The following is an 18672-nucleotide window of genomic DNA, read 5'->3' as shown; positions in this document are numbered from 1 at the left end:
CTCATATGTCACTCGTACAGATCTGTGATCTCGATGACGTGCTCGGGCCCGGTGAGCACACCGTCCTCGGTCTCGACGCGCACCTGACCGCCGCCGGGCACCAGGGAAAGCCGCACTTCCATCGATCCGTCCCCGGTGACCGCCTTCACCTCGGTGTCGCCCGGCGGCCGCGCCGCCAGCGCGTCCCCCAGCAGGGACAGGAACAACCGGAACGCCCGAGCGTCCAGCACGCCGAGCTCCGACAGCAGGATGGGTCCGCCGGTGCGCAGCCGGGCCCGTGCCGCCGCCGTCTCCGCGGCTTCCTGGTCGGCCCGCTCACGCAGCAACCGGCGCAGATCCGAGCGGTCCTGCACGCGGTTGGGCTTGCCCCTTCGTTCGTAGGAGCCGGTGCGGCGCAGCTGCGGGGAGATACGCACCGGCGGCGCGTCCGCCCACGGCAGACCTTGCGCACCCTCCTGCTCCCACGCCGCCACGGTCGCGGCGGTGACGGTGAGATGACGCGCGGACGTCAGCCCGAACGCCGCCCGCCACAGCCGGTGCATCGCCGCTTCGTCGGGCGCCTCGGCGAACCAGCGGGCCAGCGCCCGGAAATCCGCGGACCGGTCCGAGCGGCCCGAGCGGCGTTCGTTGAGCAGCCCGACCGTGTCGAGGAGCTGCTTGATCGCCGTCACCGCCGACTGTCTCAGCAGCCGCGCCTGCGACGGGCGGGCCGTGCCACCGGAGACGAACCAGTCGCGCAGACCCCGCCACCGATTGCGCCACGACTCCAGCGCGTCGGCCTCCGCGCGGCCGAATGACTCGGCGGAGTCCGCACCATCGGGAACCGCGTCGTATGCCTCCCGCCGCGCCGCCAGGATGAGCAACGGCTCGTGGCCACGCGCCTCCACCTCGTCCAGGAGCGCCGCGATCCTGGCCCCTGAAGTGGCGAGATCGGCGATGAACCGGTTGATGTAGTCGATGAGCCGCTCCTTGTAGGCGATGAATGCCTCGACGTCGCCGTCCGAGAAGTCGATCGCCCGCCGTAGCGAGGACATGAACGCCTGCGCGTTGTCGGCCAGCGAGGAGAACCGGTCCGCCAGCGTCAGCAGCAGCAAATGGACCTTGGCCGGGTCGGGGTCGTCCTTTCCCGCCAGCGCCGACAGGGCCGCGAGCTGGTCGGCTATGTCGGCCAGCGCCACCGACTGCAGCACTCCGCGGTGCCCGATCGCCTCCTCATAGAACGCGATGGCCTGCTCGGCGGCGTGACCGGCCGCGGTGAGCTGGAACAGGAACCGTTTGCGGTGGAAGTCCTCGACGGTGGTCACCCGGCCGGTGTCGGCGTCGGCCCGCAGGTTCCCCCACTCGACGAGCTTGTCCAATGCCTGCGCGAGCTGGTCATCGCTCTCGCGCCGCAGTTCCGCCGCCACGTCCTCGGGACGCAGATGAACGATGAAGCGTTCCTTCGCCCGCGCGAACGAGCGCAACACGTCCCGGTAGAGACTCGCATTCGGGGCGGTCAGATGCGCGAACGGTTGCGGCCCTTCCTGCCCGCCGTCCGTATCCGTCATCGCCCCATTGTCACGCGTGAGCGGGTTGAAAGTGCCGACTTCGCGCACAGGGGCGGTGGCCGGTACCACGGCCAGAGGATGGGCCCAGGACAGACCCGATGATCCGAAATGATTGCTTCCAAAAGCCGATGAGAGCGTCCGGCTCGCTCGATAAGATCTGCCCCACTTCCGTCCGTTGCTCGCATGAGGCCGGACGGTACGGGAGGAGGGGCGATGGTGGCGGACCAGAGCAGACGGCCTGTGCCCAAGCCCCCACGGCCCAAGCGGCGCTGGTTCCAAGAGCTTCCCTCCGAGTATCCCTGGGAACAGGAGGCCCTCGATTTCATCAAGGGCCTGATGCCCATGGTGGAGCCCTACCGGGCGTGGGCGCTGTTCTCCTTCACCGCCAGGTCGGGACGGGTGAACGAGTGCGACCTGTTCATCGCCACCCCGGGTGGTCTGTACCTGGTCGAGCTGAAGGGTCACCGGGGCACGGTCGTCAACAACGGCGGCTGGTGGACGTTCCACTACGGCTCGGCCCGCCCGAAGTCGATCCGTAACCCGCTGCACCTGACCGACCATAAGAGCAAGGAGCTGAAGGGCGACCTCGAACGGGCCCTCGGCAGGATGCTGCCCGGAACCAGCCTGAAGATGCCGCGGATCGAGCCCGCGGTGTTCCTGACCGACCCCGATCTGGTCAGCCGACTGGACGAGGTCCAGAGCCGCCGGGTGTACGGCCGGGACGGCGGCGGCCACGGGCTGCAGGAGATCTGGCGCGACCTGCTCGGACGCCCGCCGCGGTCCGAGGCGCGGCGGGTCGGCACGGTCCTGTCCCAGCATCTGCCCCAGCTGATGGAGAACATCGGCATCTCCCACTCGCAGGCGCATCTGGATCTCGGTGACGGCTGGCGGCTGGACACCGACGTCCTGGACTCCGGCCCGACCTGGGAGGACCGGCTGGCCGAGCGGACCGGTCTGGTGCATGAGACCGGCCGGGTGCGCATCTACCTGGTCGGGCAGCAGGCATCCCAGGAGAGCTACGCGTCGGTGGAACGGGCCGCCCGACGTGAATACGAGGTGCTCCAGGGCATCAACCACCGCGGCATCACGCAGGCGAAGTACATCCGAGACCACCGCGGCGCCCCGGCCATCCTCTTCGCGCACGACCCGGCGGACCAGCCGTTGGAGACCTACCTGGAGTCCTACGGCGCCGACCTGACGCCCGAGACCCGGCTCGACCTGGTCCGCCAGCTCGCCGAGGCCGTCCGGTACGCGCACAACCGGTCGCTGTACCACCGTGCGCTGGCGGCACGGTCGGTGTACGTGTCGGCGCGGCCGGACGGCACCCGGCCGGTCCTGCGGATCATCGACTGGCAGGCCGCCGCCCGCGACTTCGACACCTCGACGACGATCGGCAACTCGCCGCACACCGACGCCCACCTCCAGGACACGGCGCAGGTCTATCTGGCGCCGGAGTTCGAGAACCCCTACGCCGACCCCGTCGAGCTGGATGTGTTCGGCATGGGCGCGGTCGCCTATCTGATCCTCACGGGCGAGCAGCCCGCGGCCGACCGGGCCGCTCTCATCGAGCGCGTGTCCCGGAGCGGCGGGGGCGGCCTGCATCCGTACGGGGTCGCCGACGGCCTCACCGAGGAGCTCGACCAGCTCGTCTATCAGGCCACGCGGGGGGAGCCCAGCCTGCGGCTGGCGTCGGCCGACCGGTTCCTGGACCTGCTGGACGCCGCCGAGCAGGAGAACGCCGCTCCCGCCGAGCCGGTGGACCAGGACTGGGAGGCGGTGGACCCGCTCACGGCCCAACCCGGTCAGGTCGTCGACGGTGACGCCGCGGGCCCGTGGCGGATGGTGCGCCAGCTCGGCGTCGGCGGTACCGCCCGCGCGATCCTGGTCGTCCGGTCGGTGGAGGACGACGACGGCGAGCAGATCGACCAGCGCCGTGTCCTGAAGATCGCGCTGGACGAGGCCAAGGCCCCCCAGCTCCGCGCCGAGGCGGAGGCCCTGCGCAAGGTGGGCGGCGGCGCGATCGTGAAGCTGTTCGACGGTCCGCGCGAGCTGGGCGGGCACACCGTTCTCGACCTGGAGTTCGCCGGCGAGCGGACCCTCGCCCGGGTGCTGCGGGAGGAGGGCAAGCTCACCTACCACCAGCTCGAACGCTTCGGCGACGACCTCTTCACGGCGCTGGACCAGCTCGCCGGTGAGGGGCTGTGGCACCGCGACCTGAAGCCGGAGAACTTCGGGGTCCTGCACCGCGCCGACCGCACCTGGGCGCTGAAGCTGCTGGACTTCTCCCACTCCGGGGTTCCCGACCGCGACTACACCGCCGGTACGCGCGGCTATCTCGACCCGTTCGTGGGCGGTCGCGACCGTCCCTACTTCGACGACCATGCCGAGCGGTACGCCGCCGCCGTGACCCTGCACGAGATGGCGTCGGCCGAGCGGCCCCGCTGGGGCGACGAGCGGACCGATCCGCGGATGACCGACGACGAACTGCCCTACATTTCGGCGGACCTGTTCGAGCCCGCGCTGCGCGAGGGACTCACGGCGTTCTTCCGCCGCGCCCTGCACCGCGACGTCTCCTGGCGGTTCGACACGCTCGCGCAGATGGTGTCGGAGTGGCGCGCGGTCTTCCAGCGGGCCGACCGGGCGGCACCGGCCGGCGCGGTCGAGGCCGCGTCCGTGACGGCCAGCGGCGACGCCGTCGGCCCCGCGCTCGACCCGGAGGCCCTCCAGGCGGCGCGAGACGCCGCTGCCGAGACGGCCACGCTCGACACCCCGCTGGACGCGGCGGGCCTGTCGCCGCGCGCGGCCGCGGTCGCGGCGGGGTTCGGCGCGACCACCGTGGGGCGGCTGCTGCGGGTCCCGCTCTACAAGATCGCCAAGGCGCGCGGGGCGGGCGCCGTCGCCCGTAAGGAGCTCAACCGGCGCCACAAGCAGTGGACGGCCAGGTTCGGTGCCCCGGATCAGGAGGGAGACACCGCCGGCTCAAGCGGTTCCCCGGTATCCGCCGATGCCGCTGATGGCGAGGGCGTCGGCCGGCTCCGGATCGACCGGCTCACGGAACTCCTCGCCCCGGCCCCCACCGCTAGAACGTCCAACAAGGCCAAGGTGCTGCGGCTCCTCCTCGGGCTGCCCGGCCCGGACGGCGCGCTTCCCGACCTGCCCGCCTGGCCCACACAGGCCGAGGTCGCCAGGCGAAGCGAGCTGACGCAGGCGACCGTTTCCCGGCACCACAAGGCGGCGATCAGCGAGTGGGCCGGGGCGGCGTGGCTGGGACCGGTTCGCAATGAGATCGTCGAGCATGTTCGTGCGCTGGGCGGCGTGGCGACCGCCGCGGAACTGGCGGCGGGGCTGCGGGTCCGGCACGGCACGGCGGCGTGGTTGCCGGCGGAGCGGATGACGGCCATGGCGCTCGCGGTGCTGCGCGCCGCCGTCGAAGCCGAGATGTACATCGGCGTGGAACGGTCGGAGGAATCCGAACCCCGGCTGAACCGGCTGCGCCGTGGCGGGCAGGTGCTGGTCGCGTTGGAGTCCTTGCCGGGCACCGAGGACCCCACCCCCGGCGAGCTCGCCGACTACGCGCAGGAGCTGGGACGTGTCGCGGCCGAACTGGCCGGGGCCGAGCCGCTGCCGGGCCGGGCCGAGGTGCTGCGCGCCCTGCGGGCCGTCCAGGCACCGGACGGCATGGCCCCGCTGGCCGAGGCCCGCCTGGTCGCCCTCGCCGCCGCCGTGGCGCCGGGCGTGCTGGTGTCGCCGGGCATGCAGCTGTACCCGCGTGATCTGCCGCTCGGCAAGGCGCTGCGGCTGGCGCAGGCGGGCGCGGGCGTCCGGCACCCGCAGGGCGTCACCGTGGACCAGATCATGGCCAAGGTCGAGGCGGCGTTCCCGGGCCTGGACGCCTACCATCCGTGGCCGACCTACATCACGATGGAGTCGGCGCTGGCGGACGCCGGATTCCCGCTGACCTACGACAGGACGGGCCAGCGCTTCCTGCCGCCCGCCCCCGTCCCCACACGGACCTCGACCATCACGGTGACGGGGAAGACCGGCCGTGACGCGGGCGCGGAGCGGACCCAGGACGGCACCGCCGGGGCCAAACTCGACCGGGCCCTCCACCAGGGCGGTTTCCTGGCGCTGACCGTCCACTACAAGCGGCTGCCCGGCATCGCCGAGGCGCTGGCGGCGGGATACCCGGTCGTCCCGGTGGACGTCGCCGAGGTTTTCCTGGCCGAGTTCCGCAACCTGTCCCGCGAGCAGGGTGCGGACTGGTCGCAGGTGCTGCGGGCGGACGAACGGATGACCCGCCAGGGCCACCCGTCGGCGGCGCTGCGATCGTTCGTGACCCGCGTCATGGACCGCACCCGCGACGTCGTACTGGAGCGGGCGGCCGCACAACCGGACAGGGTGCTGTTCCTGTACAACGCCGGGTTGCTGGCCCGGTACTTCGACGAGGGCGGGCGCGGCCTGCTGACCGGCCTGCAGAACGCGGCCCGCAGCCCCGGTGACGTTCCGCACGGGCTGTGGCTGCTGTGCCCGGCCGAGGTCCCGCGGGCCCTGCCCAAGCTGGACGGCCGGACGGTGGAGGCCATCGGCGGCTCCGCGGAATGGGTGGTCCTGGACTCCGCGTTCGTCGAAAGCCTGCTGCGAGAGTACGACGCCGCTTGACCTTCCGCTCCGCCAGACCTGAGCGAAGGGGACGATCGAGTGACCGTGGACCAGGCGGCCCTGTTGAAGGACCTGCGCAGGCAGGTCACGGCGCTGGAAGACGACCTGCGGGAACGGACCGAGGCGGAGCCCGGCTACGGGGAGGCACTGAGGGCCGAGGACGACCGGGCCCGCCAGGCCCGGCGCACCGCCGCCACGTTCGGCGCATGGCGCGACGAGCGCGTCACGCAGGCCGCCGTCGCGTGGGTCCTCGCCACGGTCTTCGTGCGGTTCTGCGAGGACAACCGGCTGATCCCCGACCCGTGGATCGCGGGTCCGGGCGAGCGTCTGATCGAGGCCGAGGAACGACACCAGGCGTTCTTCCGCCGGTACCCCGACAGGAACGACCGCGACTGGCTCATCGCCGCGTTCGACCACCTCGCTGGCGCGCATGAGACCGTCGCGGGCCTGTTCGACCGCCGACACAACCCTCTGTGGGAGTTGGAGCCGTCGTACGAGGCGGCGAGCGAGCTGCTGAGGTTCTGGCGCCGCGTCGGCCCGGACGGCGCCATCATCCATGACTTCACCGACGCCGAACTGGAGACCCGCTTCCTCGGCGACCTGTACCAGGACCTCTCCACGCACGCGAAGAAGACGTACGCGCTGCTCCAGACCCCCGAGTTCGTCATGGAGTTCATCCTCGACTTGACACTCAAGCCGGCGCTGAAGGAGTTCGGGCTGGAGCCGAAGTGGAGGTTCCGCCCGTCCGGCTGGCCGGGTGACCCGGACGAGGAGGTGCGCGGGTTACGCACCATCGACCCTGCCTGCGGCTCCGGTCACTTCCTCCTAGGCATCTTCAAGCGTCTGCTGGCGGAATGGGAGAAGAAGGCCCCCGGGCTCGACAAGTGGGAACGCATCCGCCGCACGCTGGAGTCCATCCACGGCTGCGACAAGAACCCCTTCGCCGCTGACATCGCCCGCTTCCGCCTACTGATCGCCGCCCTGAAGGCCTCGGGCGAAACCCGCCTCCACCACGCCGGTGCTTTCCCCATCAACGTGGCCGTCGGGGACTCCCTGCTGCACGGCCGTGGAGTTGAGAGCGACACGGACAAGCTCTTCGGCGATGAGCAGACGTTCCATTACCGGTCTGAGGACATCGATAAGTACTCGGAGCGCTGCGACCTGCTGGGCCTCAACTCCTACCACGTCGTGGTCGCCAACCCACCGTACATCACCGTCAAGGACAAACAGGAGAACGAAAACTACCGCGCATACAGTGCCGCATCCGGAAAGTACGCACTCTCGGTACCGTTCGCCCAGCGCATCTTCGAGCTAGCGATCATCGCGGGAGGAAAAGACCGCGATGCGGGCTTCACTGGCCAGATCACCGCGAACTCCTTCATGAAGCGGGAGTTCGGCAAGAAGCTGATCGAGGAGTTCCTGCCCAAGGTCGACCTGAGCCACGTCATCGACACCTCGGGCGCCTATATCCCCGGCCACGGCACCCCGACCGTCATCCTCATCGGCCGCAACCGCATGCCGTACCGGAACTCCAAGATCCGCGCCATCCTGGGAGTACGGGGAGAGCCCGGCGTCCCGGACGATCCGAGGCGCGGCCAGGTCTGGTCCGCAATCACGGCACAGGTCAACGAGCCGGGCAGCGACTCGGAGTGGGTCACCGTCGAGGACCTGGAGCGACCGGCCTTGGCTCGCCATCCCTGGTCGCTGACCGGCGGTGGTGCTGGTGAACTGAAGGAGACGATCGAAAAGTCTGCGACAGCCCGTATTTCGGATGTGACCGATTCTATTGGCTTCCATGACATTCTAGGAGAAGACGAGGTATTCTCCGCCTCCAGAAAAACTTCTCTGTGGAAATCTCGCAAAATTCCGACTCGCCCGCTCATCTCGGGTGATCTGGTTCGGGATTGGGTGGTGGGTTGGCGGCGAGTCGCCTGGCCCTACACACAGAAAGGAGGAGTCAACCTTTCGCTGCAAAAGAGCGAAGCTTTCTGGCCATACAGGTCCTTGCTTCGTTCCGGACTGACTTTTGGTAAGACCAGGGAAGAGCGTGACATGGCATGGCACGAGCATGTCATGCTTTCACGCTCGAGGACTCAAGCCAGATTTCTTATCGCGTATGGCGAAGTTGCCACCCATAACAGTTTTATATTGAGCCGCGGCGGGAAAATTTTCAAGCAGACTGCGCCAGTTATCAAGCTGCCCGAGGAGGCTGGCGAGGACGCGTATCTTGGTTTGCTTGGCTTACTGAACTCCTCGACGGCCTGCTTCTGGCTCAAGCAGGTCAGTCACGTCAAGGGAGGAAGCGGCATCGGTCGCGGAATCCAGGATGAGCTCTGGGAATCAAGATTCGCTTTCAACGCAACGCGCCTTGAGCAATTTCCGCTATCAGGAGTGCTTCCTGTTGAATTGGCAGCCAGGCTAGATCAACTGGCCGCTACGGCGAGCTCATTAGCTCCTGCGTCCATCGTGGAAAAGATGGTCCCCACGCGCCTGGAGTTGGATCGGTCTCGTGCTGAGGAGGAGGCCAGGCGAAGGACGATGGTGGGTCTTCAAGAGGAGTTGGACTGGAAGGTCTATGGCCTTTACGGAATTCTTACCGACGCCGAGGTTGAGAACGTCACGCTGCCTTCAGGCGACGTTGTTCCTGAGGTCCGGCTGGGCGAGCGGGCGTTCGAGATCGTATTGGCGCGGAAGATGCAGGCCGGCGAGGTCACGACAGCATGGTTCGACCGGCATGGGTCCGCCCCGGTCACGGAAGTCCCGGAACGCTGGCCTGAGGAGTATCGAAGGGTCGTTCAGGCTCGGATCGACCTGATCGAGAAGCGGCCCAAGGACATCGGGTTGCTGGAGCGGCCCGAGTACAAGCGGCGTTGGCTGGACGAGCCCTGGGAGAAGAAAGAACGAGCCGCGCTACGGGACTGGATCCTCGATCGCTGTGAGCGGGAGGAGATCTGGTTCGCGATGCGGGACGGGTACCGGCAGCCGCGTACGCTGACGATCGCGCAGCTCGCCGACCAGTTCCGCGGCGACGAGGACATGCAGAGCGTGGCCGCGCTGTACGCCAGCGATCACATGGGCAAGAACGACGTGCCGTTGGAGACCGTGCTTGCTCAGGTGATCAATGACCAGCACGTGCCGTATCTCGGCGCGTTGCGGTACACCGACACTGGGCTGCGGAAGCGCGAGGAGTGGGAGCAGGTCTGGGAGCAGCAGCGCGAGGAAGACCGGACTGGCGAGCGGCTCGACATCCCTGTACCACCCCACTACAAGGACAAAGACTTCAGGGCTAAGTCCTACTGGTCGCAGCGTGGGAAGCTCGACGTCCCCAAGGAGCGGTTCATCTCCTATCCGGGGGCGAGCCCGGAGATGGACGGCACGCTGCTGATCGGCTGGGCCGGGTGGGACCACAAGGACCAGGCGCAGGCCCTCATCAACATCATCAGGGACCGGACCGAGCAGTCCGCATGGGAGACCGAGAAGATCCGGCCGCTGCTGGCCGGGCTTCTCGAAGTGATGCCGTGGGTGCGCCAGTGGCATGGAGAGTACGACGAAGAATGGGGAGGGAACCCGGCCGAGGAGTTCGGGACCTTCTTCAACCAGGAGTGCGCCAAGCATCAGCTTGCCGAGCATGAACTTCGGAGTTGGCGTCCAGAGGAACCCCGCCGCGGGCGGAGGTCCAAGTCGGAGTGATGGAAGCCGCGCGGCCGGAGAACCCGTGGGGAGGACATCCGGCCGCGCGGCGGTCATTGGGCGAGCGCCTTGGCGATGGTCCGAGCGAGGTCTTGGACAGTGTTCGCGTTGACGAGCCGGTACCCGGCGGATGTCGAGATGACCGCCCACCATTCACGGGTCCAGACACCCCACCAGCAAAGGACTCCGGGTAGAACGTGCCGCAGTTCCTCGACCGTCATAGGCAGGAATGGCGTCGACATGTGTGCGTCTGATGGCTCACCGTAGGAGCCCCCCGAGGCTTTCACTGCTGCGGACCGGCTACGTACATGCGGCCTAGCCGTTGATGTGAGGTGGGCTTCGGTACGGCCCGGGACGACGCCACCCGAGGCATTCATCGCTCCCTGCTGATATTCGCCACCCGGCCGGCCTCGACCCTCAGTGCTCTGCGGAGGTCTGAGGCGGTGTCGGCCATGACGGTGGGATCCACACCGCAGGACGGATCGTGAAGTGTGGCGACCCAGTCGCCGTCCTGTCCGTCCCACCGGACGGCCCGGAAGATCCGGTGACCGGGGAAGTCCGTTCGCAGCTCGATGAGCGCTTGATGGTCGTGGTCGATGCGGGTGTCCGGCATGGGCGAGCCTCACGATGTGGTATCTCTCCGTTATCGCTCGCAAGCATGCCGTGATAAGGCTACGGTCGGAAGGGCAGGAAAACCAGCGTTGGAAAGCGGCTCCGGCCGTGAGAAAGTCGATCAGGTTTCTATACCCCCGGAGGAACCGATGCCCCGCCGTCCCCGCGACCCCGGTGTACCCCAGAACCCCGTCCAGTACTTCGGCAAGGAGCTGCGCGCTTACCGGGAAGCTACGGGTTTGTCGCGCTCTGAGCTGGCGAAGAAGATCGGCTACACGCCGCAGTGGATCGGCCAGATCGAGGCCGGTGATGGGAGCCCGTCCGAGGAACTGGCCCAGGACTGCGACACGTTCTTCAGGACAAACGGGTCATTTCATCGCAATTGGGAGTGGATCCAAGAAGTCAGCCAGTTGGATCTGTTGCCGCCGGGCTTCCCGGAGTACCTCCGACTTGAGGGCGATGCAGTGTCGATACACAAGTTCGAGGCGATGCAAGTCTCGGGGCTGTTTCAGACGTCAGAGTATGCCTATGCACAACTCATACGCGAACATTCACATGAGAAAGTCAAGGAGTTGGTCGCCACCCGGATGCGGCGGCAGCAACTGCTGGAAGGTGAGGACGCCGTCCACGTAGTCGTCGTGTATGACGAGTACGCGCTCCGACGACCGGTCGGTAACGCGGTTATAATGCAGGGGCAGGTGCAACACCTGCTTGATATGATGAGCAGGGTGAATGTGACTCTGCAAATAGTTCCCCGATCGCAAGGTGCTTATGCGGGGGACATGGGGTCCTTCACCATCCTGGGCTTGGCCGACGGATCGAACGTTGCCTATGAGGAGGGGCACGTTGGCGGACAACTCTTCCGGAACTGTGGCATCGTGCGAGCGTTTGGGGTACGTTTCGACTTGATCAGAGGGGTCGCCCTATCCGCGGACGCCTCTTTGAGGCTTCTGAATGAGATTTTGGAGAGCTATGAGCGAGCCGGATCTGACGAACGTCCAGTGGCGGACAAGTAGTTACAGCGGTTCGACCGGCGGAGACTGTGTCGAGCTTGGTGGAGTGTGGAGTAAGGGGTCCCACAGCGACTCATCGGGTGTGGGGTGTGTTGAGCTGGCCGGAGGTCCGCATGACGTGGCCGTGCGGGATTCCAAGGATCCGGACGGGCCGAAACTGGTCTTCGAGTCGGCGGCTTTCAGTGCGTTCGCTCGCCGGGTGAAGACCGGGGAGCTCGACCTGGCCTGATCCGGTCTCCCGACCAGCCTTTGGACCGGCCCCGTCTCAGCGTGTTCTGCGCAGGCGGGGCCGTCGCATGCGCTGGTCCAGAGCGTCGCCGACCACGCTTGTGACGGGAGATCACTCTCTAGTAAAGGACCGGTCAAGGCATCGCACGGGCACTATCTTGGGCACCGCAGTGGGCCCGGAGAAGCGGGGTTGGCGCACGATACGCGGGCGGAGGCGTCATGAGCGGCGGGGCGGCGGACGTGACCTACCTGCGGGACGTGCTGGTCATCCCCGAGAGTGTGCACGCCGGGGACTTCAAGGTCGATCTGGCCAGCGGGTTCGACGATGTCGAGCGGCGGCTGGACGAGTACGTGGTCACCGACCAGCTCGCACGCGCCTTCGCGACCGCCCTGGACATGGTCAAGGGCGCGATCGAGAAGAACGAGTCCGAAGCGGCCTACCTGCGTGGCTCGTTCGGTTCCGGAAAGAGCCACTTCCTGACCGTCCTGCACGCCATCCTGGACGGGCACCCGGCGGCCCGCCGCAAGGAACGGCTCCGGGAGCTGATCGGCGACCATGAGCGCCGGTGGATGCGGGGCCGCAGGTTCCTGATGGTCCCGTTCCACCTGATCGGCGCCACGGATCTGGGCTCGGCGATCCTCGGTGGGTACGCGCGGGAGGTCCGTCGGCTCGGGCTGTCCGCGCCACCGGTCTACCGCAGCGACGCGATGCTGGCCGACGCCCGCACGATGCGTGAGCGGCTCGGCGACGACCAGTTCACCGCACTGCTCGGCGACGTCCACGAAGCCGAGGACGAGGACGGCCTTCCGGTCATCGGCGGCGCGGGCGGCGGCTGGACGCCGGAGGCGCTCGACCGGGCCTTCGCCGCGCCCTACGGCGACGAAGAACGCACCAGGCTGGAGACCGCGCTGCTGGACGGCCCCTTCTCCAACTACGTCACGGGTGCGCAGGGGGAGGCGGCCGCCTTCCTGCCGCTGGAGGACGGCCTCGCCGCGATGAGCAGGCACGCCCAGCGGCACGGCTACGACGGGCTGATCCTGTTCCTGGACGAGCTCGTGCTGTGGCTCCAGGCGTACCTGTCGGACCAGTCCAAGGTGCGCAGCGAGATCGACAAGCTGGTCAAGCTGGTCGAGAGCGGCACCGGGAGGCGGCCGGTGCCGATCGTGTCGTTCATCTCCCAGCAGCGGGACCTGACCACGCTGGTCGGCGAGGACGTCATGGGCGCGGACGTCAAGGAGCTGGAGAAGCGGGTCAACTACCTGGCCGGGCGGCTGAAGGTGATCTCCCTGGAGGACCGCAACCTCCCGGCGATCGTCAAGGAGCGGGTGTTACGGCCCCGTCCCGGCAAGGCCGCCGTCCTCGACGAGGCGTTCGCGGCGATCGAGTCCAGCAACGCCACCGTCAAGGACGTGCTGCTGGACGCCACCGGCGCAACCCACGCCACCTGGCAGGAGTTCCGCGACGTCTACCCGCTGTCCCCGGCCCTGCTCAACGCCCTGGTCGCCTTATCGGGAGCGCTGCAGCGCGAACGTTCGGGCCTCAAGCTCATCTCCGAACTGCTGTCGCGGCGGCGCGGCGACATGAAGGTCGGCGAGCTGATCCCGATCGGCGACCTGTGGGACGTCCTCATGGAGGGCGTCGGTGAGCCCTTCTCCGACGTCCTGCGAAGCGAGGTGGAGCACGCCAGGCGCTTCCACGCCAAGGTCCGCGCCCACCTGCTGGAGAGGTACGGCCGCCAGGACGAGCGGTTCCGTGCCGACGACCGCCTGGTCAAGACGCTGATCCTGGGTGCGCTGGCGCCGGACGTGCCCGCGCTGACCCGGCTGACCGGGCCGCGGCTGGCGGCGCTGAACCACGGCACGATCCGCTCGCGGGCGGTCGCGCCCGGCAGCGTCGTGGTGTCCCGGCTCCAGGAGCTGATCGCGGCCGGGTTCGGCGAGATCCGCGCCGACGGGGACCATGACCCGGTGTTCACCCTGCACCTGTCGGACCTGGACGTCGAGCCGCTGCTGGAGCGGGTCGGCGAGGTCGACAACGCCGGTGCCCGGCGGCGCTGGATCAAGTTGCGGCTCTGGGAGCAGCTCAAGGTCACCGAGTCCGGCGCCATCCACGACGAGCGCCTGGTGATCTGGAAGGGGACCAGGCGGACCGCCGAGTTCGTGTTCGGCAACGTCCGGGACCAGTCGGAGATGTACCCCGACGCCTTCAAGCCCTCGGTGGAGGGGCGGATCCGGTTCGTCTTCGACTACCCGTTCGACATCCCCGACCACTACCCGTCCGACGACGCCCAGCGCATCGACGAGCTGCGGCGCGACGGGCTGACCGCCGACACCCTGGTGTGGCTGCCCTACCACCTGTCGGTGACCAAGTCCAAGCAGCTCGGCCGGCTGCTGAAGATCCAGTACCTGCTGGAGCGCGACCGGCTGGACGACTACGCCGGGGACTTTGCGTCGGACCAGCGGATGCGCATCCGCACCCAGCTCAAGGCCCAGGCCGACAACCTCACCTCGCAGCTCACCACCGTGCTGCAGCAGCTCTACGGCATCGCCCATGGAGACGAGGCCAACCGGGTGGGTGAGATCCCCGACGGCCGGCACGTGCTGTCGCTGCGGCCCGGGTTCGAGCCGCGCCGGCTGCACGCCGCCGCGGGGTTCGAGTACAACATGCTGGACCTGGCCGGCGAGCTGCTCGACGACATCTATCCCAAGCACCCCGACCTCGACCTGCAGAAGACCGGCAAGGCCGTCACCACCGCCGAGTTGCGCAACGCGCTCAAGTGCCTGACCGAAGCGCAGGTCGAGGGCGGCGGCCGGACGGTGGTGGATCGCAAGCAGCTCGCGCCGCTCAAGCGGATCATCCACCCGCTCGAACTCGGCGAGGTGCACGACGGCCCCGTGACGGTCTCACCAGAGTGGCGGCGGCGCATCGAGCAGCTCGCCGCCCGCCATGGCAGGACCGGCGACTACCAGGCCGAGGAGATCCGCCGGTGGATCGAGGAGTACGGCTGGACCGGCCTCGACCGGCCCGTCGCCAACCTGATCATCGCCGTCTACGGGCTGCTGTCCGACCGGGTGTGGGCGTTCAACGGCGCTCCGGAGCCGGCGCCCGACCTGGAGCGGATCGGTCCGGGCTGGGCACTGCGCGACCAGCCCAAGCCCTCGCCCGCCGAGTTCGCCGCCGCCCGGGTGCGCGCGGAGCGGATCTTCGGAATCAAGGTCCCCGACACGCTGACCACGCGCACCGTGGCGGAGCTGGCCAGGCGGGTCCGGGAGAAGACCGGCGAGCTGTCGGACGCCGTCACAGGGGTCGAGCGTGCTCTGAAGGAACGGGCGCACATCCTGGCGGTCACCGACGAGAACGCCGACCGGCGACGGTCCGCCCGGTACGCCGCCGACCTGCTCGACCGGCTCACGCGCGTCGGTGAGCAGGGCGACACACCGCTGCTGCGCGAGTTCGCGGCGGTCTCCTATGACGTGGACGACGAGGTCATCGGTGCCGCCGTGGCGTCGGCGCCCGCGCAGTTCGAGGCACTGGACAGGGCGACGCCATGGCGGCTGCTGGAGGCCGCCCCTGATCTGGCTCGCCGTGACGACGACATCGGGGAGCAGGCACGCGCACTGCTCGGTGCGCTCGCACAAGCCGCGTCCGCCCACGAGCGGACCACGGCGCTCGCCCCCGTCTTGCACAGCGCAGGGGAGACGGCGTCCGCCCTGGTCGCCGAGGCGGCGCGGAGCGAGGCCCCGCCTCGGCCCGTGTCGCCGTCCGTCCCCGAGCCCGCTCGCGATACAGAGACCGGTCGAGGTACTGAGACCGGTTCCGATTCCGAGCCCGTCCCCACCCTGGTCCGCGACGGGGACGACCCAGACCGCGACCGTCCCGTCACCCCCTCGGGGCGGGGCCGCCGGCGGGTGGCGGCGTCCAGGATCGCCACCGCCCTCCATGACGAGGTCGCGGCGCTGGAACGCGAGATCCGCGCGTTCGCCGACGCCAACCCCGGCGCGGCCATCGAGATCGAGTGGCGCGTCACCGACGAGGGACCCGACCGGTGAGCACGCCACCGCTCGTGGACCGGCGCGCCCTGGAGGCGATGCTCGATCTGGAACTGACCGCCCGCGCGGCCGAGGACGGCCCCGTCAGGCCGCGCCTGGTCCTGGTGCACGGGCGGTACCGGCCGGGGGCGGCGACCGAGTTCACCATCCACGTCGGCGACCGGCAGCAGCCGGTCAAGGTGAGCGACCAGCAGTCGGTGCTGGGAGTCATCGACGCGTGGGAACGGCACCGGCGCGACACCGCGGGTGACGGCACCGGCCCGCTGCTGGTCGTCACCACAGGGGCCGACGCTCGGGAACTGGGCGCCGACCTGCGCGGCCACGCGCTGGCGCGGCGACCGCTGACCCTGGACCCGGCGGAGATCGTCAAACAGCGCTTCGGCGCCGCGCGGCTGGACCCGCGCGTCCGCGTCGAACGGTGGCTGGTGGACGCGCTCCTGGACGCCGAACCGCCCGGCGGCTGGCGCACCCACCCGGCCGCGGAGGCGTGGCGGCGCAGCGGCGGCACGCTGCTGACGTTCGACGCCGCGCTGCGTGCCCTGGTCGAGGCGCGCCTGGAGATCACCACGGGGCGCACCGGTACGCCGGGCGACCTGGACGCCGACACCCTGCTGGCCTGGTCGCGGCTGCCCGGCGCGGCCGACCGGTTCGCGGCGCTGCCGCGCGAGGAGCGCGACGGCATGACCGCCTGGCTGCGCCGCACGTCCGGCCCGGCCATCGCCGTCCTGCTCGGCCTGGCCGGAGCGGGACGCGGCCAGGACACCATGGCGCTCGGCGTCGTCGCCGGCTCCCTGACCGACCCTGCCGCGCCCGCCGCGGCGGCGATCGCGGCCGGGCGTCTGTTCGCCGACGTCCCCGCGGACATCGGCGATCTGGCCGCGTTCGCGACCGCTGTGCAGGGCACGCTCGCCCGCTGGATCAGCGAGGCGGAGTCGAAACGCGACGCCGGGGGCGAGACCCGCGACCGTGTGGAGGCGGTCCTGCGCCGGGCCGACCGCATCGCGGCGGACGCCGGTGTGGCACCGGGCGGGGCCACACCGGTCGACAACTCTTTCCTGCCCTCGACGCTGCGTGCCCGCGTCCAAGAGTTCGCCGCGACACTCGGGTGCGGCGTCCAGGACGCCGAAGCGGCCCTGTCCCGGGTCCTGGACCACCGGCTCAGCGGCCTCCGCACCGAGAGCGTCGAGGTGGCGAGGATGGCGCTGCGCGTCCGGCGCTGGCTGGAGCGTGAGGAGTCCGCGGGCGATCCCGCGATCGGCTCCGTCGCCGATGGCGTCGCCCGGTACCTGGCCGACTGGGCGTGGGCGGACCGGGCCCTCACCGTGCTGTGGGCGGGCTCCGCCGATCCGGACGGACCCACCGGACACGCCTACCGCCGCCTGTACGAACGGGCCCGGGTACGGCGGGCCGCGATCGACCGGGCGTTCGCCGGCAGGCTCGTGACCTGGGCGCAGGGAGCGGCCGTCCCCGCGCCGGGAGGCGCGCTTCTCGTCGAGTCGGTGCTCGATGAGATCGCCCTCCCGGTCGCCGCCGCGGCCGGGTCCGCGCCGTTGATCATCGTGCTGGACGGAATGAGCGGCGCCATCGCCGTCCAGTTCGGCGAGGAGCTCGCCCGCGGCGGCCGGTGGTCCGAGGTCACCGCGACACCCGGCCGGCGCGCCGCCGCGGTGTCCATGATCCCGTCGCTGACGCGCATCAGCCGGGCCTCGCTGCTGTGCGGCGAGGCGACCGCGGGCGGGCAGAACATGGAGAGCGCGGGATTCGAACGGTTCTGGAAACGGCATCGCCGCACCGGCGTGCTCTTCCACAAGTCCCGCGTCCCCGGTCCGGCGGGGCGGCGGCTGTCGGAGGAGCTCGTCGACGCCCTCCCCGGTGACCAGGTCGTCGGCGTGATCCTCAACACCATCGACGACGCCCTCGACCACGGCCAGGAAGGCGACCGGGCGGGCTGGCGGCCGGAGGACGTCAGCTACCTGCCCGAACTGCTCGACGCCGCCATCGGCTACGGTCGCCCGGTGGTGCTGGTCGCCGACCACGGCCACGTCCTCGAACGCGGCGAATCCCCTTCGGACACACCTTCCGGCACCGCGGCGGAGGCCGGGGCCGCGCGATGGCGCACCGGTACGCCTGGCGAGGGCGAAGTCGAACTGGCGGGCCCGCGCGTCCTCGAAGGCGGGGGGCGCGTCGTCGTGCCATGGCGCGAGGACATCCGGTACACCCCGCGCAAGGCCGGATACCACGGCGGTGCCTCCCTCACCGAGATGGCGGTCCCTTTGCTGGTGCTGCTCCCCGAGCCCGCCGCCCTCCCGAAGGGCTGGGCGGTCCTGCCGCCAGAGCAGGCCGTTCCCGCGTGGTGGACGGGACGCACGGCACCTGAGCAGACCGTGCCGGAGGCGGGCGAAGAGACCAGGCCGCAGGAGACGGCCGCACCACGCCGACCTTCAGGCAAGACCGCGGAGCCACCTGCGGCCGAGGCGTCCTTGCCGGTCAGCGAGGCCGCACCGCAGTCGGCGCCCCCTGAGCCAGAACCCGGGATCAAGCCTGAACGTGCGACGCTCGGCGGTGCGGTGACCCGGTCGGCCGTCTACGCGGGGCAGAAGCGTTACCTGCGCAAGGCGCCGGACCATCGGCAGGTCGCGGCCGTGATCGATGCGCTCGTGGCAGCCGGGGACCGGCTCTCGACGTCCGCCGTCACGGTGGCGGCAGCGGCGGCGGGCGGGCGCCCGCCGCGCAGCCCCGAACTGTTCGTCACCGCGCTGCAACGGCTCCTCAACGTCGAGGGCTACGCGGTGCTCGACCTCATCGATTCCGGCCGTACCGTCCAGCTCAACCAGGGGATGCTGCGCGACCAGTTCGGAGTGACGTCGGAGTGA

Annotated in this window: 8 protein-coding genes; 6 read left to right on the top strand and 2 right to left on the bottom strand. The window is 69.6% G+C overall.

What is annotated here, in order from left to right; all coding sequences use genetic code 11:
• Positions 1-8: 8 nt before the first annotated feature.
• Positions 9-1547, bottom strand: coding sequence for a TIGR02677 family protein (locus ACGWYJ_RS30990; RefSeq protein WP_395109993.1), 1539 nt, complete (start codon positions 1545-1547; stop codon positions 9-11).
• A 213-nt stretch (positions 1548-1760) separates the two neighbouring features.
• On the opposite strand from ACGWYJ_RS30990, the gene pglW reads away from it, so the two are divergent.
• Complete coding sequence (pglW, locus tag ACGWYJ_RS30985; protein WP_395109992.1) at positions 1761-6206, top strand: BREX system serine/threonine kinase PglW; 4446 nt, start codon at positions 1761-1763, stop codon at positions 6204-6206.
• Positions 6207-6245: 39 nt separating this feature from the next.
• The gene (gene pglX / locus ACGWYJ_RS30980; RefSeq protein ID WP_395109991.1) at positions 6246-9896 is read left to right on the top strand and encodes a BREX-2 system adenine-specific DNA-methyltransferase PglX; all 3651 of its coding nucleotides are present in this window, start codon (positions 6246-6248) and stop codon (positions 9894-9896) included.
• A gap of 373 nt (positions 9897-10269) precedes the next feature.
• On the opposite strand, the gene ACGWYJ_RS30975 is transcribed toward pglX, so the two are convergent.
• Positions 10270-10509 carry a hypothetical protein gene (locus tag ACGWYJ_RS30975; RefSeq protein WP_395109990.1) on the bottom strand — a complete coding sequence of 80 codons (240 nt, stop codon included), beginning with the start codon at positions 10507-10509 and terminating at the stop codon, positions 10270-10272.
• 88 nt (positions 10510-10597) lie between these two features.
• On the opposite strand from ACGWYJ_RS30975, the gene ACGWYJ_RS30970 reads away from it, so the two are divergent.
• The 4 genes from ACGWYJ_RS30970 to pglZ all read left to right on the top strand — a co-directional run bounded on the left by ACGWYJ_RS30970 (position 10598) and on the right by pglZ (position 18672).
• Positions 10598-11524 (top strand): Scr1 family TA system antitoxin-like transcriptional regulator, encoded by a 927-nt coding sequence (locus ACGWYJ_RS30970; protein ID WP_395109989.1) that lies wholly within the window; start codon positions 10598-10600, stop codon positions 11522-11524.
• A complete protein-coding gene (locus ACGWYJ_RS30965) occupies positions 11463-11750 on the top strand; it encodes a DUF397 domain-containing protein (RefSeq protein WP_395109988.1) in 288 nt (95 codons plus the stop codon). The genes ACGWYJ_RS30970 and ACGWYJ_RS30965 overlap by 62 nt, the downstream gene beginning before the upstream one ends.
• A 218-nt stretch (positions 11751-11968) precedes the next feature.
• On the top strand, positions 11969-15799 hold the full coding sequence (locus tag ACGWYJ_RS30960; protein ID WP_395109987.1) for a PglY protein: 3831 nt from the start codon (positions 11969-11971) through the stop codon (positions 15797-15799).
• Entirely contained in the window at positions 15796-18672 is a 2877-nt protein-coding gene (gene pglZ, locus ACGWYJ_RS30955) for a BREX-2 system phosphatase PglZ (RefSeq protein ID WP_395109986.1), read from the top strand. Before ACGWYJ_RS30960 ends, pglZ begins: the two co-directional genes overlap by 4 nt.

It is taken from the genome of Actinomadura sp. SCN-SB (assembly GCF_043906805.1).
Classification (GTDB): Bacteria; Actinomycetota; Actinomycetes; order Streptosporangiales; family Streptosporangiaceae; genus Spirillospora.
This window is presented reverse-complemented; position numbering and strand designations above follow the sequence as displayed.

What these genes read in the sequence shown, in the direction of transcription:
- ACGWYJ_RS30975 (WP_395109990.1), bottom strand. Translation starts at nt 10,509, where the DNA reads ATGCCGGACACCCGCATCGACCACGACCATCAAGCGCTCATCGAGCTG.
- ACGWYJ_RS30960 (WP_395109987.1), top strand. Translation starts at nt 11,969, where the DNA reads ATGAGCGGCGGGGCGGCGGACGTGACCTACCTGCGGGACGTGCTGGTC.
- ACGWYJ_RS30965 (WP_395109988.1), top strand. Translation starts at nt 11,463, where the DNA reads ATGAGATTTTGGAGAGCTATGAGCGAGCCGGATCTGACGAACGTCCAG.
- pglW (WP_395109992.1), top strand. Translation starts at nt 1,761, where the DNA reads ATGGTGGCGGACCAGAGCAGACGGCCTGTGCCCAAGCCCCCACGGCCC.
- ACGWYJ_RS30990 (WP_395109993.1), bottom strand. Translation starts at nt 1,547, where the DNA reads ATGACGGATACGGACGGCGGGCAGGAAGGGCCGCAACCGTTCGCGCAT.